This window comes from Sphingomonas sp., assembly GCF_003248515.1.
In the GTDB taxonomy this organism is placed as follows: Bacteria; Pseudomonadota; Alphaproteobacteria; order Sphingomonadales; family Sphingomonadaceae; genus Sphingomonas_I.
The window spans coordinates 25,254-47,856 of the sequence record NZ_QFOB01000018.1; the positions used below are offsets into that span (position 1 = coordinate 25,254).

The 22,603-nt window shown below is 62.7% G+C and carries 26 protein-coding genes; 11 read left to right on the top strand and 15 right to left on the bottom strand.

Features of this window, described 5'->3' with window-relative positions; all coding sequences use genetic code 11:
- The first annotated feature begins 391 nt into the window (after positions 1 to 391).
- The 4 genes from DI605_RS19625 to DI605_RS19640 are packed head-to-tail and all read left to right on the top strand — an operon-like array spanning position 392 to position 6,216.
- Complete coding sequence (locus tag DI605_RS19625) at positions 392 to 694, top strand: hypothetical protein (protein ID WP_293977181.1); 303 nt, start codon at positions 392 to 394, stop codon at positions 692 to 694.
- Positions 691 to 2,739: a type IV secretion system DNA-binding domain-containing protein gene (locus DI605_RS19630; protein ID WP_293977182.1), complete on the top strand. Its 2,049-nt coding sequence runs from the start codon at positions 691 to 693 to the stop codon at positions 2,737 to 2,739. The genes DI605_RS19625 and DI605_RS19630 overlap by 4 nt, the downstream gene beginning before the upstream one ends.
- Complete coding sequence (gene mobF, locus DI605_RS19635; protein ID WP_293977184.1) at positions 2,736 to 5,714, top strand: MobF family relaxase; 2,979 nt, start codon at positions 2,736 to 2,738, stop codon at positions 5,712 to 5,714. The genes DI605_RS19630 and mobF overlap by 4 nt, the downstream gene beginning before the upstream one ends.
- On the top strand, positions 5,704 to 6,216 hold the full coding sequence (locus DI605_RS19640; RefSeq protein WP_293977186.1) for a lytic transglycosylase domain-containing protein: 513 nt from the start codon (positions 5,704 to 5,706) through the stop codon (positions 6,214 to 6,216). Before mobF ends, DI605_RS19640 begins: the two co-directional genes overlap by 11 nt.
- A 116-nt stretch (positions 6,217 to 6,332) precedes the next feature.
- On the opposite strand, the gene DI605_RS19645 is transcribed toward DI605_RS19640, so the two are convergent.
- From DI605_RS19645 to DI605_RS19670, 6 genes are all read right to left on the bottom strand, one after another.
- Complete coding sequence (locus DI605_RS19645) at positions 6,333 to 7,190, bottom strand: glucose 1-dehydrogenase (RefSeq protein WP_293977188.1); 858 nt, start codon at positions 7,188 to 7,190, stop codon at positions 6,333 to 6,335.
- 26 nt (positions 7,191 to 7,216) lie between these two features.
- Entirely contained in the window at positions 7,217 to 7,729 is a 513-nt protein-coding gene (locus tag DI605_RS19650) for a hemerythrin domain-containing protein (protein WP_293977190.1), read from the bottom strand.
- A gap of 107 nt (positions 7,730 to 7,836) precedes the next feature.
- Positions 7,837 to 8,319: a DUF421 domain-containing protein gene (locus DI605_RS19655; RefSeq protein WP_293977192.1), complete on the bottom strand. Its 483-nt coding sequence runs from the start codon at positions 8,317 to 8,319 to the stop codon at positions 7,837 to 7,839.
- Positions 8,319 to 8,831, bottom strand: a complete 513-nt coding sequence (locus tag DI605_RS19660; protein ID WP_293977194.1) for a hypothetical protein — start codon at positions 8,829 to 8,831, stop codon at positions 8,319 to 8,321. The genes DI605_RS19655 and DI605_RS19660 overlap by 1 nt, the downstream gene beginning before the upstream one ends.
- A gap of 9 nt (positions 8,832 to 8,840) precedes the next feature.
- Entirely contained in the window at positions 8,841 to 9,413 is a 573-nt protein-coding gene (locus tag DI605_RS19665) for a CinA family protein (RefSeq protein ID WP_293977196.1), read from the bottom strand.
- Positions 9,414 to 9,491: 78 nt separating this feature from the next.
- The gene (locus DI605_RS19670) at positions 9,492 to 10,520 is read right to left on the bottom strand and encodes a sensor histidine kinase (RefSeq protein WP_293977198.1); all 1,029 of its coding nucleotides are present in this window, start codon (positions 10,518 to 10,520) and stop codon (positions 9,492 to 9,494) included.
- Positions 10,521 to 10,793: 273 nt separating this feature from the next.
- On the opposite strand from DI605_RS19670, the gene DI605_RS19675 reads away from it, so the two are divergent.
- The 6 genes from DI605_RS19675 to DI605_RS19700 are packed head-to-tail and all read left to right on the top strand — an operon-like array spanning position 10,794 to position 14,109.
- Positions 10,794 to 11,369: an SRPBCC family protein gene (locus DI605_RS19675; protein ID WP_293977200.1), complete on the top strand. Its 576-nt coding sequence runs from the start codon at positions 10,794 to 10,796 to the stop codon at positions 11,367 to 11,369.
- Entirely contained in the window at positions 11,369 to 12,559 is a 1,191-nt protein-coding gene (locus DI605_RS19680; protein ID WP_293977202.1) for a zinc-dependent alcohol dehydrogenase, read from the top strand. Before DI605_RS19675 ends, DI605_RS19680 begins: the two co-directional genes overlap by 1 nt.
- Positions 12,560 to 12,570: 11 nt before the next feature.
- Positions 12,571 to 13,341 (top strand): SDR family oxidoreductase, encoded by a 771-nt coding sequence (locus DI605_RS19685; RefSeq protein ID WP_293977204.1) that lies wholly within the window; start codon positions 12,571 to 12,573, stop codon positions 13,339 to 13,341.
- A 3-nt stretch (positions 13,342 to 13,344) separates the two neighbouring features.
- Positions 13,345 to 13,653, top strand: coding sequence for a DUF3175 domain-containing protein (locus DI605_RS19690; protein WP_293977206.1), 309 nt, complete (start codon positions 13,345 to 13,347; stop codon positions 13,651 to 13,653).
- Positions 13,646 to 13,819: a hypothetical protein gene (locus tag DI605_RS19695; RefSeq protein ID WP_293977208.1), complete on the top strand. Its 174-nt coding sequence runs from the start codon at positions 13,646 to 13,648 to the stop codon at positions 13,817 to 13,819. The genes DI605_RS19690 and DI605_RS19695 overlap by 8 nt, the downstream gene beginning before the upstream one ends.
- A 23-nt stretch (positions 13,820 to 13,842) precedes the next feature.
- The gene (locus DI605_RS19700) at positions 13,843 to 14,109 is read left to right on the top strand and encodes a DUF2171 domain-containing protein (RefSeq protein WP_293977209.1); all 267 of its coding nucleotides are present in this window, start codon (positions 13,843 to 13,845) and stop codon (positions 14,107 to 14,109) included.
- Between the two features lie 27 nt (positions 14,110 to 14,136).
- Here the strand turns inward: DI605_RS19700 and DI605_RS19705 are convergent, their stop codons facing one another.
- The 5 genes from DI605_RS19705 to DI605_RS19725 form a co-directional block, all read right to left on the bottom strand.
- Entirely contained in the window at positions 14,137 to 15,357 is a 1,221-nt protein-coding gene (locus DI605_RS19705) for an FAD-binding oxidoreductase (protein ID WP_293977211.1), read from the bottom strand.
- A gap of 43 nt (positions 15,358 to 15,400) precedes the next feature.
- Positions 15,401 to 16,012 carry a flavodoxin family protein gene (locus DI605_RS19710; RefSeq protein ID WP_293977213.1) on the bottom strand — a complete coding sequence of 204 codons (612 nt, stop codon included), beginning with the start codon at positions 16,010 to 16,012 and terminating at the stop codon, positions 15,401 to 15,403.
- 3 nt (positions 16,013 to 16,015) lie between these two features.
- Positions 16,016 to 16,309: a plasmid stabilization protein gene (locus tag DI605_RS19715; RefSeq protein ID WP_293977215.1), complete on the bottom strand. Its 294-nt coding sequence runs from the start codon at positions 16,307 to 16,309 to the stop codon at positions 16,016 to 16,018.
- A 269-nt stretch (positions 16,310 to 16,578) separates the two neighbouring features.
- Positions 16,579 to 16,935, bottom strand: a complete 357-nt coding sequence (locus DI605_RS19720; RefSeq protein WP_293977217.1) for a DNA-binding protein — start codon at positions 16,933 to 16,935, stop codon at positions 16,579 to 16,581.
- The gene (locus DI605_RS19725; RefSeq protein ID WP_293977218.1) at positions 16,928 to 18,199 is read right to left on the bottom strand and encodes a site-specific integrase; all 1,272 of its coding nucleotides are present in this window, start codon (positions 18,197 to 18,199) and stop codon (positions 16,928 to 16,930) included. Before DI605_RS19725 ends, DI605_RS19720 begins: the two co-directional genes overlap by 8 nt.
- A 252-nt stretch (positions 18,200 to 18,451) precedes the next feature.
- Between DI605_RS19725 and folE the strand changes: the two genes are divergently transcribed.
- Positions 18,452 to 19,051 carry a GTP cyclohydrolase I FolE gene (gene folE, locus DI605_RS19730; protein ID WP_293977220.1) on the top strand — a complete coding sequence of 200 codons (600 nt, stop codon included), beginning with the start codon at positions 18,452 to 18,454 and terminating at the stop codon, positions 19,049 to 19,051.
- A gap of 34 nt (positions 19,052 to 19,085) precedes the next feature.
- Here the strand turns inward: folE and DI605_RS19735 are convergent, their stop codons facing one another.
- The 4 genes from DI605_RS19735 to lepB form a co-directional block, all read right to left on the bottom strand.
- A complete protein-coding gene (locus DI605_RS19735) occupies positions 19,086 to 20,015 on the bottom strand; it encodes an aspartyl protease family protein (RefSeq protein WP_293977222.1) in 930 nt (309 codons plus the stop codon).
- A 106-nt stretch (positions 20,016 to 20,121) separates the two neighbouring features.
- The gene (gene era / locus DI605_RS19740; protein ID WP_293977224.1) at positions 20,122 to 21,027 is read right to left on the bottom strand and encodes a GTPase Era; all 906 of its coding nucleotides are present in this window, start codon (positions 21,025 to 21,027) and stop codon (positions 20,122 to 20,124) included.
- 67 nt (positions 21,028 to 21,094) lie between these two features.
- A complete protein-coding gene (rnc, locus tag DI605_RS19745; RefSeq protein ID WP_293977226.1) occupies positions 21,095 to 21,766 on the bottom strand; it encodes a ribonuclease III in 672 nt (223 codons plus the stop codon).
- Between the two features lie 54 nt (positions 21,767 to 21,820).
- Positions 21,821 to 22,600, bottom strand: coding sequence for a signal peptidase I (gene lepB / locus DI605_RS19750; RefSeq protein WP_293977228.1), 780 nt, complete (start codon positions 22,598 to 22,600; stop codon positions 21,821 to 21,823).
- Positions 22,601 to 22,603 lie beyond the last annotated feature (3 nt).

The following is a 22,603-nucleotide window of genomic DNA, read 5'->3' on the forward strand; positions in this document are numbered from 1 at the left end:
TTTCCCGACATCGACGCTCCGACGCGTGCCCGAAACCCCGGCTGGGGGAGACCCGCCCCGACCAGAGAGGGGCAGGCGCAGCGGCAAGCGCGCTGCGGAGGCGGGACGCACGCCGGAGGCGGATGTAATGCACCCCACGCACGGGTGCTGCGGGCGCGAATCGCTCGGTTTTCTGCCACTTTGCGTCGGCACAGAGCGGCTGTCGCTTTGGCACACATCGTCTGCCGGCGGCAGCCACTTGCGAGCAACTTTCGGACTAAGCAATTGTTCTGCCTTGGCACTTAGTGGCTGCCAGCGGCTGTTCTGATAAATTCTTGTTATCCCACAGTAAATCATCTATAAGGATTGTGCTTCACCATGTTGCTGGCGTGTCGGACAAGGAGTCCGCCGCTTGGCACGCATTACTATCCGCATAGACGATGACCTCTATGCGCGCCTTTCTGTCCAGGCGCGCAACGCCGGTCTCGGCGCCGCGACCTATTGTCGCGACATTCTCGAGCGCTTCGAAGGCAGCGATCCATCGGGCTATCATGCCCGCTTTGACGAGCTGCATGCGACGGCGATTCAGGCCTTCGCGATCCTCGCCACATCGGTCGGCGAACGCTCGCCGGATATCCTCCAGAAGGGGCTTGGCGAAGCGCGCCGGCTCCTCCGCGAAAGGGGGCTGCTCGATCCCGAGCAGGACCGGCCATGAGCATCTTTCGACACGACACGCTCGGCTCCTGGACAAGGGGCGGACAGGCTATCGTCCACAACGTCCGCATGACCACGCAGGTTTTCTACCAGACCTTCCTGGCGGGGTTGGTGATCTGGATCGGCGGCATCATATGGTACGCTCTCGAGAAATCATCCGAGTACGAACGCTTCGTTCTTACAAAGCTCGGTCAGGCTGCCTTCATGGGAGACGCCATTCCCGGCAACGTCACCCCGATCCTGTTCAAGACCGCGGAGGGCAAACAGTACTGGACCAGCCCGAAGGCGCTCCTGGATTCCGGCCTCGCCCACAAGACGCTCGAAGCTTTCGAGACCTATCTCCTGCACGGGGCGGCGATATCCGGTCTGTTCGCCCTGGCCATGCTGGGATGGGCGTGGTTCTACTTCACCCGGACGGGAAGGGGACTTGGCTCCAACCAGTTCCTGCGCGGAGCGCGATTCGGCACCGTGCGGCAGGTCCGCCGGGCGCTGTGGCGATACGCCAAGGGCAGCTTAGACATCGGCGGAGTCAATGTGCCCGACGCCTTCGAGCCGGAGCACATCCTCATCTGCGGCGCGCCGGGTACCGGCAAGACGAACATCATCGTCAAGATGCTCGACGGCATCCGGAGGCGAAAGCGTCGCGCCATCGTCTATGACACGGCCGGCACCTTCGTAGAAAAATTCTACCGGCCGGGGATCGACGTTCTGCTCAATCCGCTCGACGCGCGGGCGGACTCCTGGTCGCCTTGGGTCGACGTCCCGAGAGACTATCATTACGACCAAATCGCCGAGTCCACGATCCCTGACAAGACGGGTGATCCCTTCTGGGCGAAGGCAGCGCGTGGTACGCTGGTCGCCGTTTTGCGGAAGCTGGCTCGGCAGGAACGTACCCTCGTTTCGATCCTGCTCGACACGCTGCTCCGCTCCAAGCTGAAGGATCTCGCCGCCTTCGCCGCTGGTACCGATGCGGCAGCATTCATCTCGACCGAGGGCGAGCGCACGAGTGCCGGCATTCAGGCCGAACTCGCCTCCGTCATGCGCAGCTTCTCTTACCTCGATGATACCGCAGACGGCTTTTCGATTCGCGACTGGGTCGCCAACGAGAAGGACGACAGCTGGCTTTTCATCACCGTGAAGGCGGACCAGCTTCCTTCGCTTCGCCCCCTGATCACGGTGTGGCTCGATATCGCGATCAGCGCGATCATGAGTATGACGCCCGACCGCAATCGGCGCCTCTATTGCGTCATCGACGAGTTGCCGACGCTCCAGCGTCTGCCCTCGCTCGGTGACTTTCTCGCCCGCGCGCGGAAATATGGCGGCTGCGGCATTCTGGGCTTCCAAAGCTACCCGCAGCTCGAAGCGACCTACGGCATCCAGGATGCGGCCGCGATCACCGGCTACTGCTCGACCTGGGTGGCTCTGCGAGCCAACGACACCCCTACCGCGAAGCATGTCAGCGAGAATCTGGGCCAGGTCGAGCAGGTCGAAGCGAACGAGGGCATGTCCTACGGTGTGAACGACATGCGCGACGGCGTGAACCTCTCGCGCATGCAGGTCACGCGACCGCTTGTCATGCACACCGAGGTCACCAACCTGCCCAACCTGATGGGCTATCTCAGGTTCGGTCGTAGCTTGCCGGTGGTCCGGTTCGAAGACAGCTACAATAAGGTCGCCTCCATTGGCGAGGCGTTCGAGGAGCGTGGCACCGCGCCCATTCGGATGGCGGTTCCAGCACCATCGGCATCCCCGGCGTCGGCGGCCCCGATAGCGCCCGCAAAACCCAACGCTACCCCGGCGAAGCGGCGGCGTGCTGCCCCTAGCGATCCGGGGGCTGAACTGCCCCTGGTACCGCCAAGTGAGTCAACGGGACCGGCCGGCGCGCCCTTCGATGAGGGCCCGGTGTCTCCCCCGGCGCACAACGAGCGGAAAGAGGAAGCAAGCAACCCGCCACCACCGCTGGAGCTCTTCGGGAAGCCGGCCGGCTTCCGTCTCAGCCAGCACGGACGCCATGACGGCGCCCGCAATGCAGCGAGGCCGGCATGATCAATCCCCTCCGCCTCAAGGGGAAACCCGCCAACATCGCCAGATATTACACGGTCGGTGATTATTACACCAAGGGTGACGAAGAGCATTCCGAATGGGGTGGCAAGATCGCCGCCGAATTGGGACTGGAAGGTGAGGTCGATCCTACCGTGTTCAAGGAACTATTGGCCGGTAAGGTCGGCGACCAGCAACTAGGGCGTCGCCGCAAGGACGGCGGCGAGATTCAGCATCATCCGGGATGGGACTTCGCGGTCAACGCACCCAAATCGGTATCGATCATGGCGCTGGTAGCCGGTGATGACAGGGTCATTGAGGCTCATGAACAGGCGGTCGGTGTCGCGCTCGCCTATCTCGAGGAACATGCCACGATGCGGCATCGCGTCGATGGGGAGGTCACCGAGAAAACGACCGGCCGGCTGATCTGGGCACGCTTCACGGAGCATGCCTCTCGCGAGCTGGATCCTCATCTCCACACGCATGTCGTCGTCATGAACATCACCGACGAGCGGGACGGGGCGAAAAAGGTCAGCCTGGAAACCCGCGCGATGTTCGCCGAGCAGATGGCGGCCGGGCAGGCGTATCGCAATGAATTGGCACATCTCCTCCGGGAGCGCGGTTACGATGTCGAATTCGACCCGCGCCGTGGCCTGTTCGAGATTCGAGGTGTGCCCAAGGATCTGATAACGGACATGTCGCAGCGTGCTGAACAGATCGAGGCGCACGCAAAAGAGCATGGCCTGACCGGGCAGGCGGAAAGGCAGAAATCCTTCTACGCCACTCGGGGTCCGAAGCAGAAAGCGTCTCTGGAAGATCTCCATGAGCGATGGGGCGGGCGCCTCGGTCAACATGCCGAGGCGATCAGGAACGTGCGCGCCGACGCCGACAAGATCGGAGAGCGCAGTATCGATGTCGAGGCGCAAACGGCGGCCCGCGCCATGCTGTTCGGCCTGCGCCAATCGGAAGGCAAGGAGGCGGTCAATAATCTCGGTTTGCTGCTGCAGACGGCCTTGGCTTCGCATGTCGGCGAGGTGCGGCTCTCTGATGTCCGTCCCGCGATCGAGGAACATCAAGCCCGGGCCAAACTTCTCGAAACCCGCCACCGTACCGGTGACGATATCCATACCCGCGGCCGCACCTCACGCAGGACCGCGCGCCTGGAAATGGCTCTATCCGATCATCTTGCTCTGGCGCTCACAGACGCCAGCCCGCTGGCATCCGTCGAAGCCCTAAGAGATGCAGGTCTTGCCCACAACCTCAACCCTGAACAACGCACGGCCTTACTTCATCTCGGCCGCAGCGAAGACCGGATTATCGGTGTCCACGGCGTTGCCGGCTCAGGTAAGTCCACCATCATCGGCGCGTTACGGGAAGCAGCGGGTGGGGATGCGACCCTCATAGCGCTCGCTCCCACGTCGTCGGCCGCAGCCGAACTCGGAAAGAAGGCCAATATTGAATCGCGCACCGTTGCCAGTCTTCTTGCGAGCGGCGGCGCGAGGCTCGACGAAAGCCACGTTCTGGTGGTCGACGAAGCCGGACAGCTTGGCAACCGCCAGGCGGTGCGTCTGCTCGAGATCAGCAGGACCACCGGCGCACGCCTCCTGCTGATCGGTGACACCCGTCAAACGGGGGCGATCGAGCAGGGCAAACCGTTCTGGCTGATGCAACGGCTTGGGCTTCCTAAGGCCGAGCTACGGGAACCGGTCCGGCAGGAAACGGACAAGATGACGCAGGCCGTTCGGTTGGCACGGCTTCAGAACTACGACGGTTCGCTCAACTCTCTGGACAAGGTGACCATCGGCGAGGACAACGAAAAGCTTGCCGTGTCGCTTGTGGCGGACTGGACACGGCTCACTCCGGAAAGGCGTGAGAAAACGAACATTCTCGTGCTTGAAAACGCGACCCGTCTGATCGTTAACACCAAGATCCGCGAGGCTCTGAAAACGGAAGGTGCGATCGCGGCCGAGGAAACCCGGCTGTCCATTTTGACGCCGTCCGGCATGACCGACCAAGAGAAGCATTTCGCGCGCTTCTACTCTCGCGGTCAGGTCGTGGTTTTCTCGCGCGACAATGTCGGGCTCGGAATCGCCCGGGATTCCGAATACAAGGTCATAGGTGTGGGACGAGACGCCCGAGGGCGTCAGACGGTTAACCTCGTCGATGAACATGGCCGCACTATCCAATGGGATCCCCGTCTGGGGCGGGCTGCACAGATCAATGTTTTCAAGGAGGAACAACGCGACCTTGCAGCCGGCGATCGCATCCAGTGGCGCTTGGTCAACAAGGAGCTGGATCTGAAGAATGCGGAGCGAGGCACCGTAGAACGTCTCGATGGGGCGGTAGCAACAGTCCGATGGGATCGGGACGGACGGAGTCAGGAAATCGATCTCTCCCAGCACAAGAACTGGGACCACGGCTATAGTGAAACCATCTACTCGGCGCAGTCCAAGACTTACGACCGGGTTTATGTGCTGGCGCCCGTCAACTCCCTGCTCGTTACCGGGCAAAACTTCTACACCGCGATCACCCGGGCGAGATTTGGTGTCAGCTTGTGGACGGATAATCGGCAAAAGCTGGTCGAAAAGTTGAAGCAGCGTACTGGCGAGAAGACATCTTCACTCCAGGCTTTGGGAAGGATCGAGCGGGACAGTGTGAAAGGCCGGTCGGGCCGCCATGCCGAACGCTGGGACAGGCTCCGCGACGAACAACGCACCGAACGCGAGGAGCGCAAGGACAACAGGGCGGCGCAACGGGACTCTGAACGGAGCCCAAAGCCTTCCAGTCTGGCCGGACGGATCGCGGATCGTGCGTTGACGGCCGCGTCCTTCATGGACCGGTGGATTGTATCACTGCTCGAACGAGGTTCCCATCGAGGCGATGACCGGGAAGGCGGGCGCGGCGCCCCGACGACGGCTGAACCAGCGCCCGAACCTGCTAAAGCTCATACCCATGATCAGGGAGGTGGCCATGATCGTTAAGGGGACGGCGCTTGGCCTTATCGCGGGACCGTTTCTGTCTCTCGCTTCGGTAGCCACCGCCCAAGCTGGTTCAGCTCAAGTGGTATTGTATGAGAAGGAGCTGGGACAATGTATTCGGCAGGCAGCGGCGGGCCGGACCTGGCTCGAGCGAACCCTCTGGGGTTTGCGGGATCAGGAGGCCGGGTGGATCGGTGCCGAGGTATTGAACACAAACGGCAGCTATGATCTGGGGCCTCTTCAGATCAACAGCTCTTGGGTTCCCAAGCTTGCGGCTCTCACTGGCCGATCCGCTCGGGATGTTCGCTTCTGGTTGATCAATGACCCTTGTTTCAACGTTCAGGCTGCCCGTTGGATATTCCTTTCAGGGCTCAGTGTTACAGGCGACTATTGGAAGGCGATAGGCGTGTACCACAGTCCAACGGGCTGGCGGCAAAGGCGTTATGTGACAAGCGTTGTGGATCATCTCCAGCGTCGATTTGGCGCTGCGATGTTCGATAAATGAGGCTGCAGGCTAGCCAGCGCAGCAGGATATCGAAATGGGGCGCGCCGGTTTTCTTTCGGCCGGTTTGACGGTGATTTCGCCCGGCAATTCGAACCTGCGAGTATATATAGGTAGCATCAGATAAATGGTCGGCCGCCGGTCACCGGTACGGTCGCCCCGGTGATGTAGCTCGCCTCATCGCTTGCCAGCATGACATAAGGCGGGGCCAACTCGCGCGGCTGTGCGGCGCGGCCGAGCGGCGTGTTCTCGCCGAAATTCCTCACGGCCTCAGGCGGCATGGTCGAAGGGATCAGAGGCGTCCATACCGGTCCCGGCGCAACGCAGTTCACGCGGATGCCCTTGTCCGCCAGCATCTGCGCCAGGCCCATCGTGAAATTCTGGATCGCCCCCTTGGTGGTCGCATAGGCCAGCAGGCTGGCATTAGGCTGGTCGGCGTTGATCGAGGTGGTGTTGATGATCACGCCGCCCCTCTTCAAGTGCGGGACCGCAGCCTTAGCGAGATAGAACATCGCATGAATGTTAACGGCAAAGGTCAAGGCCCACTCCTCATCGGAAATGTCGCCAATATCCTTGAAGCTCGCCTGATGGGCGGCGTTGTTGACGAGGATATCGACGCCACCCAGCTCCGCGACAGCCTTGTCCACTATCGCCCCGCAATGTGCAGAGTCGCTGATATCGCCGGGCATCAGGATGGCCTTGCGACCGGCCTCTTCGACCCATTTCCGAGTCTCGCGGGCATCTTCATGTTCGTCGAGATAGGAGATAAGGAGATCAGCGCCCTCGCGCGCATAGGCGATCGCCACCGCCCGGCCGATGCCGCTGTCGCCGCCGGTGATGATCGCCCGTTTCCCCGCCAGCCGGCCCGACCCGACATAGCTCTCCTCGCCATGATCGGGCCGCGGGTCCATGGCATCGGTTTTGCCCGGCATCGCTTGCTGCTGCTCCGGGTAAGGCGGACGGGGATCGTCGGTCATCGGTCACGTCTTTCGAGGTCAGAGCCTCATGCCGCTATCAGATGCACGGCGGTCGGCTGGGCCAGCGGCAGACCGGCTGATTTCGCCTGCGCCATCAGTTCCTGTTTGCGTGCCAGCATCTGGTCGCGCAGCGCTACCAGGTCAACCTCCGCTTGGCGGCATTGGGCGAACATGCCTTCGGAAGGCATTTCTTCCTCAAGGACGTGGTGTTTGATCTCCTCGGAGAGGACCTTGACCTTGGCGTCGTAGAAATCGTCTTCGGGGCTGCCGGCCTCGATGTCGTTGATCAGCACCTTGGCGCCGTCATGCTCGACATAGGCTTCGTCGAGCGTGTCGCTCTCGATCTTGCCACGAAAGGCGGGATAGAAGATTTCCTCCTCGATCAGCGTGTGGATCTTGAGTTCGGTGCAGATCTCGTGGGCGAGCTTCTGCTTCCTGCTCGATGATTTGGCTTTCTCGAACTGCTCGAACAGATCCTCGACCTTGCGGTGATCCGCCTTGAGCAAGGCGATGGCGTCGGTGAAGGTTTCGCTGGGCATGATAGTCTCCTGCGGAGTGTTGCCCGAAAATGGCTGAAACAGCTTCTCCGTTCCCTGCGAACGACTCGCAGCCGGTTGAAACGCTGCCAGCTTAATAATAATCAATTCTATGTCGTCTTCTCATCATCTTGCTGCATGGCAGGCTCGTCACCATCCTTAGCGATGAAGCTGATCTTGCCGTTGGGCTCGAGGATGGCCCAAGCGACCTCGGATATCCTGGCGATGCCCGCGAGACGCATCTCGATTTCCACCTCGGCGCGAGTGATGCGATCGCGGCGCATATTGGCTGTGATCAGTTCACCGTCCTTGACCAGCACACGCGGCACGCCTTCCAGCATCCGTTCGGCGCGTGGCGAGAGATAGGTGATCCAGCTCAGCGCCAGTGCCCAGAAGGCGATGGTGCCAATGGCAAGGGCGGCGCCCGTCATGCTCAGATCATTATGGGTGATGCCCTGCTGGACCAGATCGCCCATGACGACGAGCAGTACCAGTTCGAATGGCGTGACCTGGCTCAGCTCCCGCTTGCCCAGCAGCCGGAGCAACAGATACATGACGGAGAACATCACGCTGGCGCGCAGGATGATATCCATCAGGGCAGGACCTTGATTCTGACCGGCACGGCGGCGAGTCTGCGCTCACCGTCAAGTGCCAAGACCGCGCCGCTCGTGCCCGCGAACAGCGGTGGATTGATCTGGCCATCGACCTTGAAGCGGAACGTCTCGCCTGGCTCGGCCTCACCGAAGGAAAAGCGATGAAAGCCGCTCTTGTGGCTTTCATCACCTGCCGCGGGGATCATGGTATTGATGGTCATTTCCCGCCACAGTCCATCCGAGACGGCGATGACGAGATCATCGATCGGCCGGTGCGGCGTGACCTCGACGATGGTTTCGAAGGCCATGCCGTTGCGGAGCGTTTCCGGCGTTCGCACGCTCAGGGAGACCAGATCGTTCGACGCCTGTCGAACGATCGCGGGCTGGCCACCGAACAGGCCGGTCAACCCGGCGCCCAACAACACTGCGAGAAGGATGAGCGGCCAGGGGTTGGCGCGCCGGCTGTTGCTTTCATGCTCTTGCGTTATGCCGTCCGGCGCCTGTGCTTCCATGGCCACGGCTCAGGCCGCCCGCTGCGGGCGACCCGCCACAGCCGATAGCATATCGGCCAGCATGTCGAGCGCGACGCGCAAGCTTTCGATCCGTGTCGCACCGCGCCCGATGTCACCGAAATGACGGACGATATGGCGCGTTTCCACCTCATGCGCGGCGCAGGCGAAGTGCACCAGCCCGGGTTCGTCACCGGGTTCGCCCGGGCCGGCAAAGCCGGTGATCGCAATCGCCAGCCCCGCATCCGACCGGTGCAAGGCGCCTTCGGCCATGGCGCGCGCGACGGGGTCGCTGACCGCGCCGCAATCGTCGATCATCTCGTGACTGAGGCCCAGCAGGTCGCATTTGGCCTCCTTGCTATAGACGATGAAGCCCCGATCGAACGCGTTGCTGGCGCCTTCGATATCGGTCAGCAGCGAGGCAAGCAGCCCGCCGGTGCAGCTTTCCGCGGTCGCGATCCCGATCTTCGCCTTGATGGCGATTGCGAGCAGGGACATCGCCGCCTCGATGATGTCGTCAGGTAATGCTGGTGACAGCGTCTCGGCGTCCGGCGTCGGCGTGGCTTTGTACTGCGAGGACATCATCCTTCTCTCTGTTGGCACCATCGACTGGCGAGAAACCTTTGTCCTGCCGACACCGTTCCTGTTGGAGTGGCTTTATCGTCAGCGGGCCAGGGCATCCCGCGGAAGTTTCAGGACGGTCTCGAAGACGCCGTCGCGCCATTCTCGCTCGATCGTTCCCTGAAGTCCCCGGAGGGTCGCGTCGAGCAGGCTCGTGCCGAATCCGGCCTGAGGGCTTTCCGGTCGCTGGCCGCCATCTTCCCGCCAGAATATGGAGACCATTGCGGCGTCGGTGGCAATGTCGACGCTGAGCGACCCGTCCGGATTGGAGAGCGCACCATATTTGACCGCATTGGTGGCGAGTTCATGGAACAGCAGCGCAAGCGACGTCATCGCATGCTGGCCGACCACCGCGTCGCAATCCATCAGGACGATGCCATCATTGCCATAGGGCGCCATCACCGCCGCCAGGATCTCTCCCAAGGTCGTGCAGGCGCCGTCGGCTCTGTCCTCGCTGTGCAGCACCAGCGCCTGCGCGGCAGCGAGCGACGTGATGCGGGCGGTCAATTGCTCGGTGAACGTCTGGACATCAGCGGCGCGGCGGCTGCCGATACTGATGAGACCCTGAACGATCGACAGCAGGTTCTTCACGCGATGCCGCATCTCGCTCAGCAGCAGCGCCTGCTCATTCGCATGGCGTAACCGGTCGCCGATATCGCGCGCGATCGTGGAAGCGCCGATGATCGTCCCGTCGGCGCTGCGAAGCGGGGATATCGTCACTTCAACATGAACGGGTCGGGCCTCACGCGTGCACCGGACTGTCTCGAACCGGCCGATGCGTTCGCCCCGGTGCAGACGGGCGACGATATCCGCCTCCTCATGCAAACGGTCTTCCGGGATGATCAGGCCGATCGGCCGTCCGACGGCTTCCTCGCGCAAATAGCCGAACAGGCGCTCGGCACCCGCGTTCCAGCTGGTGATGGTGCCGTCCAGCGTCTTGCTGAGGATGGCATCGGCCGAATCCTCGACGATCGCCGCGAGCCAGGCTGCCGTGTCGGCGGAAAAATGCGGGTCGGAGAGGGAATGGAGGCTTGCCGGGGGCATGGTTGTTCCTTCCTTGCGGCGGCGCATTGAAGGATTAGCATGCCGTCCGCAGCAGGTCCGCGGCTGAGCTCCGACTGTGCGGTGGCCGTTGGCCAGTGAGCACAATAGCAGATTGCACCGCCGGCAACAAACCATGCGCCAACGGTTCGACATGAAGGATCGTCGGCACGCCGGACATTGATGCGGACCGAGCCGTGGCCGTGACGGACTGTGCTTACCGCAGGAACGACGCGGCCATGATGCTCGTTCTGCAATTCGAGCCCCCGAGCGCCGGAGACCCCCTTCCGCAGGAGAAGTGCAATGGCCGATTTGCGTGACGATGCACCGATCACGACGTCGAAGCGCAGCGACAGGATTGTCGATGCGACCCAGGATCTGGTCGAGGCCAAAGGCGATAGTCTTGTCGGCCGATCGGTCACGATCAATCGTCCGCGCAACGAACTTTATGCATATTGGCGCGACTTCGCCCGACTTCCGACCTTCATGGACAATGTCGAGCGGGTCGACCTGATCGACGATACAACCAGCCATTGGGTCGTGAAGGCGCCCGGCGGCAAGACGGTCGAGTGGGATGCCGTCATCACCGAGGAACGGCCTGACGAAATGATCGCCTGGGCATCGACGGAAGGCGCGGATGTCCCCAATAGCGGACGCATCGACTTTGGGGACGCAGGCGATCGCGGCACGGTAGTCACCGCGACCATTCTCTACGATCCACCCGCTGGCTTCATCGGCAAGGTCATCGCCAAGATGTTCCAGCGTGAGCCGGCCATTCAGGCGCGGCGCGACCTGCGGCGTTTCAAGCAACTCATGGAAACCGGCGAGATCGCCACGGCGGCTCGCACCCGAAAGCAGTTCGAAGAGGAGCCGGCCTAATGCGCGCGCTCACCTGGCACGGCAAGCACGACGTCCGCGTCGACACGGTCGACGATCCCGAAATCCTCAACCCGCGCGACGCGATCATCAAAGTCACCTCGACCGCGATCTGCGGGTCGGACCTGCACCTCTACGACGGCTATATCCCGACGATGCAGGCGGGCGACATCCTCGGCCACGAGTTCATGGGCGAAGTGGTCGAGATCGGACCCAAGTCGACGCTCAAAAAGGGCCAGCGCGTGGTGGTACCGTTCACCATCGCCTGCGGCGGCTGCTATCATTGCGGCAAGCATCAATATTCCGCCTGCGACAACGCCAATCCGGCCGACAATCAGGACATCGCCCAGACGCTCTATGGCCAACCGATGAGCGGCCTGTTCGGCTACAGCCACATGACCGGCGGCTATGCGGGCGGGCAGGCCGAATATGTCCGCGTGCCGTTCAGCGATGTCGGCCCGATCGTCATCCCCGACGGGATCGATGATGACAAGGTGCTGTTCCTGTCCGACATCCTGCCGACCGGCTGGCAGGCAGCCGAATTCGCACAGATCGAGCCGGGCGATACGGTCGCGGTCTGGGGCTGCGGTCCCGTAGGCCTGTTCTGCGTGCAGTCGGCCTTCCTGATGGGCGCCGAGCGCGTCATTGCCATCGATCATTTCCCGCGCAGGCTCGAACTGGCGGCGAAGTTCGGGGCCGAAACGCTCAACTTCGAAGAGAGCAAGACCTATGAGGCGCTGATGGAGATGACGGGCGGCATTGGCCCCGACGCCTGCATCGATGCGGTGGGCCTCGAGGCGCACGGCCTGTTCGTCGATAATGTCTGGGACCAGATCAAGGTCTCGACCTTCACCGGCACCGACCGGACCCATTCGATCCGGCAGGCGATCATCGCCTGCCGTAAGGGCGGCCGAGTCTCGATGCCGGCGGTCTATGGCGGTTTTGTCGACAAGTTCCCGCTCGGCGCCTTCATGGAGAAAGGTCTGACCCTGAAGACCGGCCAGACTCATGTGCAGCATTATCTGCCCGGGCTGCTCGCTGCGATCATGGAGGGGAAGATCGATACGACCTTCCTCATCAGCCACCGCATGCCGCTGAGCGAGGCGCCCGAGGGCTACAAGATCTTCCACGATCATCAGAACGACGTGACCAAGGTGGTGCTGAAGCCCGGCCTCGACCGGGTCGCTGCGTAAGGAGAGACGATATGGCCGACAAATTCGCGATCATCACCGGCGCCTCGACGGGCATCGGCGCCGAGCTTGCCAGACTGGCGGCTGCGGATGGATATGACCTGCTGCTGGTCGCCGACACGCCCTTTGTCGATCCGTCGGTCGGGATCGCTAATGCCCGGACGCTCGAAGTCGATCTCGCGACGCTCGAAGGCGTCGATAGACTGCTCGACGCCGCCGGTGGCCGGCATATCGATCTGCTGTGCGCGAACGCGGGACATGGCCTCGGCGGACCGTTTCTCGACCATGCCGTCAGCGACTGGCGCCATGTCATAGATACCAATGTCACGGGCACGGTTTACCTGTTGCAGAAGATACTCGCGAAGATGGTGGCACAGGGTGAGGGCAAGGTGCTGATCACTGGCTCGATCGCGGGCTGGATGCCGGGCAGCTTCTCCGCAGTCTATAACGGCACCAAGGCGTTCATCGACAATTTCACCGCCGCCATCCGCAACGAGCTCAAGGAGCATGACGGGATCACGATCACCACGCTGGAACCCGGCCCGGTCGAGACCGAGTTCTTCCACCGTGCCGGCATGGACGACACCAAGGTTGGCCAGAATGACAAGAAATCCGATCCTGCGGATGTCGCGAAGGACGGCTGGGACGCGCTGATGGCCGGCAAGGACACGATCATATCGGGCTGGAAGAACAAGCTTCAGGTCGCCGCGTCGGGCGTGCTGCCGCAATCCGCACCGGCGGAGCTGCATCGCGGCATGGCCGAGCCAGGCAGCGGGAAGGAATGAGCGATGGCGCAGAAGAAATGGTCGCAGGATGTGACCGAGCGTTCGGATGCGCTCGATCTCGAGGACAGCGTATTCAAACAGGACGATCCCGCAAAGATCGCCGCGTCGCTCAAGCGCTCGGCAGAGCACAGCAAGCGCCGCAAAGGCACGCCGCTCCAGTCCGCGATGGGCATGCTCAACTTCTATATCAATCGCGCAGGAGACAATCTCGGCAAGGGCCAGCGGCAGGTGCTTGAAAAGGCCAAGGATGAACTTCGTGAGGCATTCGGCAGGGAGCCGAAGGGCACGCACAAGGAGAAAGCCCATGGCTGAGAAAGGCAAGGAACGAAACCGGACCTCGCGTGGCCCACTGGGCGATGCCCGTCCGGATAGCACCAACAACGATACGCGCACGGGCGGCGGGCAGTCCCCCGAGAAGGTCGAGGACCGGCCCGTGGTCGGCACGGTCAAGCCGGAAGATTATCCGTCCCAGCAATGACGAACAGCAAGGAGTGATTCAACATGGCCGATCTCAGCCAGATCAGGGAACATATGGAAATCATTGGCGCCGACGGCGTCCATATCGGCACCGTCGACAAGGTCGAAGGCGACCGGATCAAGATGACCAAGGCCGACAGCGGATCGCATGGCGACCATCATCATTATTTCTCGGGTGGCCTTGTGGCTGCCGTGGAAGGTGATCAGGTGCGGTTGTCTGCGGCCGGATCGGCGGCGGTGCTGCTCGAGGAGGAAGAAGGCGGCGAGCCGTTGACTGACAAGACCCCCTGACCGGCTAACGAGAACCGCGCCCTTCGGTCAGTCAAAACGATAGGGACTGAAACAGTCGCGATCCGGATCGGGCTCGCCGCCCAGTTCCCGCTCGAGCATCTGGGCGGCGAGGCTGGCGAAAGCGATGCCATTGCCGCCGTAGCCCGCCGCCATCCAGACGTTCGGCATTGTCGCGACGGGGCCGATCGCCGGCAACCCGTCGGGCGAGGAACCGAAGGTGGCGGTCCACCGCCGGTCGATCGCGATCGGCCCGCTTTGCAGCATCGTCTCCAGTTTGGCGGCGATCGTTCCCGCCTTCGCGCCGAGCAAAGCATCGCGCCCAGCTTCATCCGAAGAGTCGATATCTTCGCCGCCGGCGATGATCCGGCCACGCCGGTCGGTGCGCACGTAGAGATAGGGGTCGGACGCCTCCCAGATCATCGCCTGCTCTCGCCACAGCGACGCGCGACCAGGGGGCGTGGCGATGGCGAAGGTCGAATGCAGGCCGAATACAGGCGGCAGGAATAGTGGTGCGCGTTCATATCCGGTTGCGAGGATCACATCCCTTGCATGGCATGTCCGTCCATCGTCTGTTTCGAGCCGCACACCCCCGTCGGCAGGATGTAGTGCCGCGATATCGACCGGCCACGTCAAGGTCGCTCCCTTGCGGCACGCCCGGTCCAGCATGGCATGGCACAGGCGAACTGGCTCGATCTCGAATCCGCCCTGCGACGCGATTGCGGCGCGCGGTGCGATATCGAAGCGCGCCTGCGTCTCCTCGCCGCGCAGAAATGTGGATGGCAGACCGTGGCGGCGATGCATTTCCGCTTCCCTGGCCAGTCCGTCCTCGCCGAGGATCGTACCCGCGAGATAGAGCGTCGGCCGCTCGATCCGCCCAGCCTCGATCCCAAGCGCGTCGATCCTGTATGCGAAATCCCGCACTGCCTCGTGGACGCGCCGCCATCGTCGGACCGCTTCTGCCTCGCCCATGTTGCGGGCGAGGTGGCTCATCGGCACGTCCATTGCCCACATGATCTCGGCGGTCGACGCGGCGGTGCTGCCGCACCCGGGCGGCCGGCGATCAAACAGCGCGATGCGCCGGCGACCGTCGCTCAGTCGGTCGGCGATGACCGCACCAACGATTCCCGATCCTAGGATGGCGATGTCGATGGGGTCGGCCGGAAAGAAATCGGACGGCCGAGACGGCCAGTCCGTTTCCTGCCAGGGAACATCGCCAGTGCGTAGGTCGCGGGATTCGGTAAATGTCATCAGGCCATTGGTAGTTCGACAGCGGCGCCGATCGCGAACAGCTTCATCCGGGATAATTCTGCTGGTTGAGCAGGCCGGCGAGATGCGTGGCGTTGCTAGCCACCATCTTCGCCGTCTTGGCGACCATTTCCGGGGTCGCGTCGAGATCCTTGAAATCGGTCGATCCCATCGCCTCCCCGACCCAATAACAGGCAGCCACAGCCGGGATCGTCCAGCCGACATCGTTGAGCGCCTGAAAAATCTGCGCCGAGCAGAAATGTGCGCCATCCTCATTGCCGACGATGGCGGCGACCGCGACCTTCCCGTAGCTCGGCATCCGGCCCTGCGCGTCGGTCTCTTCAAGGAACGCATCCATGCGTTCCAGCACACGCTTGGCGATGCTGCTTACCTGGCCCATCCAGATCGGACCACCGAGTATCAGTATGTCATGCGCGAGGATTTTTTCTCGCAAATCGGGCCAGTCGTCGCCTTCACCTTCGTCCGAGGTAACGCCGGGCTTGATATTGAGCGCCCCCACGCGGACGGTCTCCGTGACGGCGATATCCCGGTCGCGAAAGGCATCGGCCAGCACTGTGATCATCGCATCGGTGGACGAGATCTCACCGGGGTCGCTCTTCAACGTGCAGTTAAGAGGCAAAGCCTTGATCGTCGGCATGTCCTACCCCGCCTTCTTTCTGCGCGTTTCCCAGCCCATTCTGGCCGCAGCCGATCGCTTTTCGTGGCTCTGGCTCGACCCGCCGATCTTGCCGCCCTTGCGCGAGGAGGCATGGCTCTCCGCCTTGCCGCGTCCCGAGCCGGACTTGTTTCCACCGCCTGATTCCTTGTTCACCGTCGCCCAGGCGCGTCGTTCAGCTTCCTCGCTGCTGACCCCACGATCCTCATATCCCTTTTCGATATGTTCGGCTTTGCGCTTCTGCTTCTCGGTGTAACTCGACTTGTCTCCGCGGGGCATGACACTTCCTTTATTTTGCCATGCCGCCAAAACGCTCGAAAGGCGGTATAGTGCCGCGTTTTGAATGCGCTCGAGTGGTTCAAACCGCCCGCTTGGCCTCCGTCCACTGCAATGCGCGGACAAGTTATAAAGGATACCCAGGCGAAACCCATCGTCGAGGTCAACGTCAGGAGCATCATGCACAATAAAAGCTATCGTGGACGATCGACGAATGGTGGCTTTGTTCGGCGTATTTCATGCTCAGCAGCGTAAGGGGCGGCTGCTCAGCCCTAGAGATCTTTCCGGACAGCATCGTCGTAATGGGCGTCGATGGCCGCGGGATACTGCTTGATCATAGCTGCCTTCCGAGCAAATCTTACCTTCCTCGGCATCGAACCGCCTAGCCGGCGCTGGAGGGTGACCCATTCATCCAGATCATCAAGCGAATATCTGATCCAGCGGCCGAACTTGTAATATGCCGGACCGCCGCCGAGGTTCCGGTAGCATGCCAGCGAGTGACGGGTAATCGTCAGATATTTGGCGGCGATAGTCGGCGTGACGAGGCGGAGTGGCTTCACATCGTTGAGATGGATGGCGCCGTGAAGCTGATCGGAAGTCAGATAGCGGCGGTCGGGACCGTCACCCATGATAGCTTGCTCCCTGCGCTTGAGATATGTGAAGGACACCACCAGCGATCAGTTCGTCAGGGTCTATCGTAGGAGACCTGCTTGGCGCACGTCCTGCGACGATGGAGGCTCGGCGTCTCGAAACTTTCTCGGCCGCGAGCCTCACCTGATCATCCTCGATATGGACGTAGCGCATGAACGAGGTGATGGTTTTGTGTGCCGTCAGCGCCATCCCAACGCGAAGAGGGATTCCCGAGTTCGCGATATCGGTTGCCGCCCGATGGCGGATGCCGTGGGTCCCGACATGCAGAAGGCCTGCGGCCTCGACGATCCGCTTCCAGGCCGACCAGTAGCTGTGTTTGCTCAGATAACGATCTGGGCGATAAATTGCGGGGCAAACGAACGGCGATCCCTCGCGCCGTGGTACACGAGCCAGCAACTCGAGTGCTTCCTCCGTGAGCGGCTTTGAAATCCCGCCCGTCTTGCTATCAGGCCAGACAACCCGGCGTTCGTCGAGATCTATCCAGTCCCAGCGAAGGGTGACGATTTCGGACATGCGCGCCGCGAAGGCGAACTGGAGCCTGACGCCGAAGGTGAAGGACGGATGCTCCAACCCCTCGGCGTCTGCCCGATCGAGATAGGCGAAGAGCTTTTCCAACTCGCGATTCTTAATGAGCCGGGTCTTCTTGCGCTCTGGATATCGAGGGATCAGCCTGCAGGGATTGGTACCGTCGGTTCGATAACCCCACAGCTCCGCGCAGTTAAACATCTTCTTGAGGCAGGCAAGGGTGGTGTTGGCAGCGCCGGGGGTATGGGCGAGCTGCATCATCAAAGCCGCTACGTCGGGGCGCGTGAGGTCGGCTACCTTGATCTTTCCCAACGCGGGAATGATGTGATTCTTGATGTTTTGACGATTGCGCGCGACGCTGCTCGGCTTGTTGTGCGGAATTGAGTGCTGCTCGATGAACTGCTCGCAAAATTCCCTGATCGTCGGATTGGTTCGAGCGCGAGTTTTGTCCAGAGACGGGTCACCGCCTGCGCGCACCCTGGCTTGCCATTCCTGAGCGAGGGTTCGTGCCTGCTCGACGGTCAGTTCACCGAATTGGCCGATCGCAGGTTTGCGCCGGTTACCGCCGACCGTGCGATACGAAAGCATGAAGACCTTGCGTCCGCCGGGCGTAACCTTGCATAGGAACCCAGGAACGACGGTATCGCGAAGCTCGTAGTCGGATTTTTCCGGGCGGGCGCTCTCGATGGCGGTTTTCGTAAGTTTGAGCGTGGGCATTTCGGTCTCCGGACTGCCCATTTTCCAGGTGCCACATAGGAGCCACGGGAAAGTGAAGCGGATCGTAGTAGGTCTAAGCCAGTCGGAGAATACCGCTAGGCAAGCTCCTGATAAACAGGGACTATTCTAGTTTCAGCGCGTTCTGGCGTAGACTGTCGTAGCACCGATTCGGAAATTCAAAATCGGATTCCGCAAGGAGTGCTGGTTCGAGCCCGGCCAGGGGCACCAATTTCCGACCTCGGGGAATGAGTGATGACCGGAACCACCGAGCCCGAGGCTCCCCCGAAACTGCCGGTGCCGGAAGAGGTGGCCGATGCGATCCGCACCCTGATCCGCTGGGCTGGTGATGATCCCGAGCGTGAAGGGCTGCTGGATACGCCCAAGCGCGTGGCGCGTGCCTGGAAGGAATATTGCCAGGGCTATCTCGAGGATCCCGCGCATCATCTGAGCCGCGTGTTCGAGGAGGTCGGCGGCTATGATGAGATCGTGCTGCTGAAGCAGATCCCGTTCCAGTCGCATTGCGAGCATCATATGGCGCCGATCGTGGGAACGGCCTCGATCGCCTATCTGCCGACCAACCGGGTGGTGGGAATATCGAAGCTGGCGCGCGTGCTGCACGGCTTCGCACAACGCCTTCAGGTGCAGGAGCGGCTCACGGCCGAAGTGGCGGATTGCATCTGGGAGCATCTCCATCCGCAGGGCGTGGCCGTCGTGATCGAGGCGCAGCATGGCTGCATGACGGGGCGCGGCGTGCGCGTGCACGGCGTGGGGATGACGACCAGCCGGATGATGGGCGTATTCCGGGAAGATGAGAGAAGCCGCCGCGAAGTGCTTGCCTTGATGGGATATTGATCGGCCGGGCGAGCCTGCCGATCGCAGGGTGGCCTCAGCTGTTGCCGATGGCGCCATCCGCGACGCGGAAGCGGACCTCCCGTTCCTTGAAATCGACCGCGACCCGCTCGAAGCTGCGCAGAACGTCCATACCCACCAGGATCGCCGGCTTGTCGTCTATGCCGAACAGGGCGAAGGTCCGCACGTCGGCATAGGCGATCGGCATGTCTCCGATGAGGAGGCCGCCGAGCCGGATGCGCGGGATGACGGAGGCTTCGGCGGGAATCTCCGCTCCGGTGACGCCGACGAGCGTCGTCATGTGCACGTCGCGGCCGCCGCCGCGCTTCTGCATGATCTTGCGCAGCGCGAGATTGCCGACCGTATTTTCGGCGCCCGTATCGATGATTGCGTGGACCTTGAGATTGCCGATGCGCGCGTCGGTGAGGATCAGCTGGCCGAAGCGGCTGCGCCCGGTGACGACGATCACATCCGGATCACCATCCATGGCTTCCCGCGCGGAGGCGGCGATGGTGATGCGGTTGCGCCGGAAATCCATCAATATGCGTTGGTCGCGCAGCGCATCGATGCCGAGGAAGCCGGCTGACCCCAGCGATCGTTCCGGCAAAACGGGGGCGGCGATGCCCTTGCGCTCGCGCTGGCCGACACGGATCGAATCGACCAGCACGGTGGAGACGGGAACCGGCCCGGCAATGCCATAGACGGTGACGGTCTTGCCGCTCGGCAGGGAGAGATGGCTGGCGAGGCGATCGGAAACGACGCTGCGATCCGCGCCGGTATCGATCGTGAAGCTGAACGGGCCGGCGCCGTTGACGTGCGTTTCCACCGTCATGCGCCGGCCGGAATCGATCGAGGTGGCGAGCGTCTCGTCAGGTTCCGCTCCGCTGCCGAGGATGAAGGAGGGGAGAACCGGCGTGGTGACGGAAGCGAGCCCGGCCAGCATCATGCCCAGCGCATATGTGCTCATCCCATCGCCTCCATGCCCGCCATGCTGCGGATTGCGCGGAGGGTGCGCCCGAATCGGGCCTTTCGCAAGGGGCGGGGTAGAGCGCGGCCGGGCGTGAAGCCGATCGCTAGTCCACCCAGTCCAGCCCGATATCACGGTAGAGAGAACGATCCTCTTCCCAGCGCGGATTCACTTTCACGTGCAGGAACAGATGGACCGGCTTGCCGATAATGGCGGCAAGCTCGGTACGGGCGCGCTGGCCGATCTCCTTCAGTCGCGCGCCCTTCGCGCCCAGCACGATCGCCTTCTGCGTTTCGCGGCCGACCAGGATCTGCTGGTGGATCGCGACGGAGCCATCCTTGCGCTCCTCATATTTCTCGGTCTCGATCGCGCTGGCATAAGGCAGCTCGGCGTGGAGTTGCAGATAGAGTTGCTCGCGCGTGACTTCGGCCGCGAGCATGCGATCGGTGGCATCGGACACCTGATCCTCGGGAAAATGCCACGGCCCGTCCGGCATGCGCTTCGCCAGATCCGTCTTGAGCTGGGGCACGCCATCGCCGGTCATCGCGGAGACGAAATAGATAGCCTCGGGGTTCAGCATGGCCTGAAGTTCGGACGCGAGCGCGAGGAGGGGACCCTTGTCGGCTACGTCCACCTTGTTGAGGATCACGATCTTGGGCTCTGCCAGCGCCGCGATCTGATCCACCAGCGCGCGGATGCGGCTGGAGAATTTGGCCTTCGCGTCGATCACGAGAGCGACGAGATCGGCCCCCTCGGTGCCGCCCCAGGCGGCCGAGACCATCGCCCGATCGAGCCGGCGCTGGGGATCGAAGATGCCGGGCGTATCGACGAGCAGGATCTGGGCGTCGCCTTCGATGGCGAGGCCCATCAGGCGCGCGCGCGTCGTCTGCGCCTTCGGGCTGACGATCGCGACCTTCTGGCCGACGAGTGCGTTCACGAGCGTCGACTTGCCGGCATTGGGCGCGCCGAGAATGGCGACGAGGCCACAGCGCTGATTGGGGGATGGCTCCATCGCCTTCCCCTAGGGGCGAAACGGGCGGGGGGGAAGCATTGAGCGCGCCGTCGGCCAGCGCGCCGCCTTACAGAAGCTGCGCGAGCAGCGCTGAGGCCGCTTCCTTTTCGGCATCCTGCTTGGACGATCCGGTCGCCGTGGCCGATCCGCCGCGTTGCCCCGCAACCGTGACCCGAACGGTGAAGATCGGCGCATGATGCGGGCCGGACCGGGCATCGAGATCATAGACCGGCGGCTTGCAGCGATTGGCGGCAGCCCATTCCTGTAGCGCGGATTTGGGATGTTTCGGCGCCTGGGTGACCGTCTCCACGCGCTCTTCCCAGGCGCGGTGGACGAAAGCCTCGGCGGTCGCGATGCCGCCATCGAGATAGAGAGCGCCGATCAGCGCCTCCACCACATCGCCAACGACATTGTCGCTGCCCTGCGCGCCATCGTCGCGCGCCTGCTTGCCAAGGATCAGCATGGCGGGCACGCCGATCTCGCGCCCGATCGCGGCGCACGTCTCCCCGCTGACGATCGCGTTGAAGCGCATCGAAAGGCTGCCTTCGGGCTCGTTCGGATAGCGGCGATAGAGCCAGGCGGAGGCGATCAGGCCCAGCACGCGATCGCCAAGAAATTCCAGGCGCTCATAATGCGCCTCGCTGTGGCTGCCATGGGTAAGCGCTCGGCGGAACAGGGCGAGGTCGCGCGGGGCATGGCCCAGCTTCTGTTCGATCCAGGCGGCGAGAGGATCCGTCATCGTCCGTGGGTGGGGGCGGGGCCAGCGGGTGTCAAGCCGGGCCGCACGGTGCGTTTACAACCCCTTGAGGATCCGATCGGCGCGGATCGCGCCACGCCAGGACGAGGGCGCCGTCCAGCGCCAGCTGCCGTCGGTGGACAGAAGAATCGTGCGCGCACGGCCGATCAGGTTTGCGATCGGCACCAGCCCGACCGCACCCCCCTCCTGCGCGGAAAAGCGGCTGTCGGCGGAGCGATCGCGATTGTCACCCAGCACGAAGAGGAGCCCCGACGGCACTTTGAGTTCCGCCATGTCGTCCGCATCGTCGCGGGCGATATCGAGTACCGCATAGGTTCGGCCGTTGGGCAGCATTTCGGCATATCGGGGGTAGCGGCACAGGCCCTCGCCCCGATCGCCCCTTTCCAGCTTCACCCGCGTTCCGGGATCCGGATGGCAGGGGCTGTTGGGGGAGACCGGCGCCACGAAATCGTCGATCGGCCAGCGTGGTATCGGCCGGCCGTTCAGGATCACGATCCCATCCTTCACCGCCACCCGATCGCCGGGCAGGCCGATGAGCCGCTTCACATAGGTCTGCTGGCCGGAGGGCGGCGCATGGAAGACGATGATATCGCCGCGCGAGGGCAGGGCGCCCGCCGATCGGCCCGAAAAGGCGAGCGATCGCCGCGCCGCGCCAAAACGCCACTTTTCGACAAGCAGCGTATCGTTCACCATCAATGTCGGCAGCATCGATTCCGATGGAATCGAATATGGCGCCGCAACGAGGGATCGGATCAGGAACGCCGCGAAGGCGGCAGCAGCGAGCGTTGCGAGCTCCACGACCAGACGGCGCGACATGGG

Bases quoted from the DNA above. Each gene is read 5' to 3' on its own strand.
- lepB (WP_293977228.1), bottom strand. From the start codon at position 22,600: ATGTCGCGCCGTCTGGTCGTGGAGCTCGCAACGCTCGCTGCTGCCGCC.
- DI605_RS19715 (WP_293977215.1), bottom strand. From the start codon at position 16,309: ATGCCCCGCGGAGACAAGTCGAGTTACACCGAGAAGCAGAAGCGCAAA.
- era (WP_293977224.1), bottom strand. From the start codon at position 21,027: ATGGAGCCATCCCCCAATCAGCGCTGTGGCCTCGTCGCCATTCTCGGC.
- DI605_RS19720 (WP_293977217.1), bottom strand. From the start codon at position 16,935: ATGGGTGACGGTCCCGACCGCCGCTATCTGACTTCCGATCAGCTTCAC.
- folE (WP_293977220.1), top strand. From the start codon at position 18,452: ATGACCGGAACCACCGAGCCCGAGGCTCCCCCGAAACTGCCGGTGCCG.
- DI605_RS19685 (WP_293977204.1), top strand. From the start codon at position 12,571: ATGGCCGACAAATTCGCGATCATCACCGGCGCCTCGACGGGCATCGGC.
- DI605_RS19650 (WP_293977190.1), bottom strand. From the start codon at position 7,729: ATGCCCAGCGAAACCTTCACCGACGCCATCGCCTTGCTCAAGGCGGAT.
- DI605_RS19725 (WP_293977218.1), bottom strand. From the start codon at position 18,199: ATGCCCACGCTCAAACTTACGAAAACCGCCATCGAGAGCGCCCGCCCG.
- DI605_RS19640 (WP_293977186.1), top strand. From the start codon at position 5,704: ATGATCGTTAAGGGGACGGCGCTTGGCCTTATCGCGGGACCGTTTCTG.
- DI605_RS19700 (WP_293977209.1), top strand. From the start codon at position 13,843: ATGGCCGATCTCAGCCAGATCAGGGAACATATGGAAATCATTGGCGCC.
- rnc (WP_293977226.1), bottom strand. From the start codon at position 21,766: ATGACGGATCCTCTCGCCGCCTGGATCGAACAGAAGCTGGGCCATGCC.
- DI605_RS19675 (WP_293977200.1), top strand. From the start codon at position 10,794: ATGGCCGATTTGCGTGACGATGCACCGATCACGACGTCGAAGCGCAGC.
- DI605_RS19655 (WP_293977192.1), bottom strand. From the start codon at position 8,319: ATGGATATCATCCTGCGCGCCAGCGTGATGTTCTCCGTCATGTATCTG.
- DI605_RS19680 (WP_293977202.1), top strand. From the start codon at position 11,369: ATGCGCGCGCTCACCTGGCACGGCAAGCACGACGTCCGCGTCGACACG.
- DI605_RS19665 (WP_293977196.1), bottom strand. From the start codon at position 9,413: ATGATGTCCTCGCAGTACAAAGCCACGCCGACGCCGGACGCCGAGACG.
- DI605_RS19695 (WP_293977208.1), top strand. From the start codon at position 13,646: ATGGCTGAGAAAGGCAAGGAACGAAACCGGACCTCGCGTGGCCCACTG.
- DI605_RS19645 (WP_293977188.1), bottom strand. From the start codon at position 7,190: ATGACCGACGATCCCCGTCCGCCTTACCCGGAGCAGCAGCAAGCGATG.
- DI605_RS19630 (WP_293977182.1), top strand. From the start codon at position 691: ATGAGCATCTTTCGACACGACACGCTCGGCTCCTGGACAAGGGGCGGA.
- DI605_RS19735 (WP_293977222.1), bottom strand. From the start codon at position 20,015: ATGAGCACATATGCGCTGGGCATGATGCTGGCCGGGCTCGCTTCCGTC.
- DI605_RS19660 (WP_293977194.1), bottom strand. From the start codon at position 8,831: ATGGAAGCACAGGCGCCGGACGGCATAACGCAAGAGCATGAAAGCAAC.
- mobF (WP_293977184.1), top strand. From the start codon at position 2,736: ATGATCAATCCCCTCCGCCTCAAGGGGAAACCCGCCAACATCGCCAGA.
- DI605_RS19705 (WP_293977211.1), bottom strand. From the start codon at position 15,357: ATGACATTTACCGAATCCCGCGACCTACGCACTGGCGATGTTCCCTGG.
- DI605_RS19690 (WP_293977206.1), top strand. From the start codon at position 13,345: ATGGCGCAGAAGAAATGGTCGCAGGATGTGACCGAGCGTTCGGATGCG.
- DI605_RS19670 (WP_293977198.1), bottom strand. From the start codon at position 10,520: ATGCGCCGCCGCAAGGAAGGAACAACCATGCCCCCGGCAAGCCTCCAT.
- DI605_RS19710 (WP_293977213.1), bottom strand. From the start codon at position 16,012: ATGCCGACGATCAAGGCTTTGCCTCTTAACTGCACGTTGAAGAGCGAC.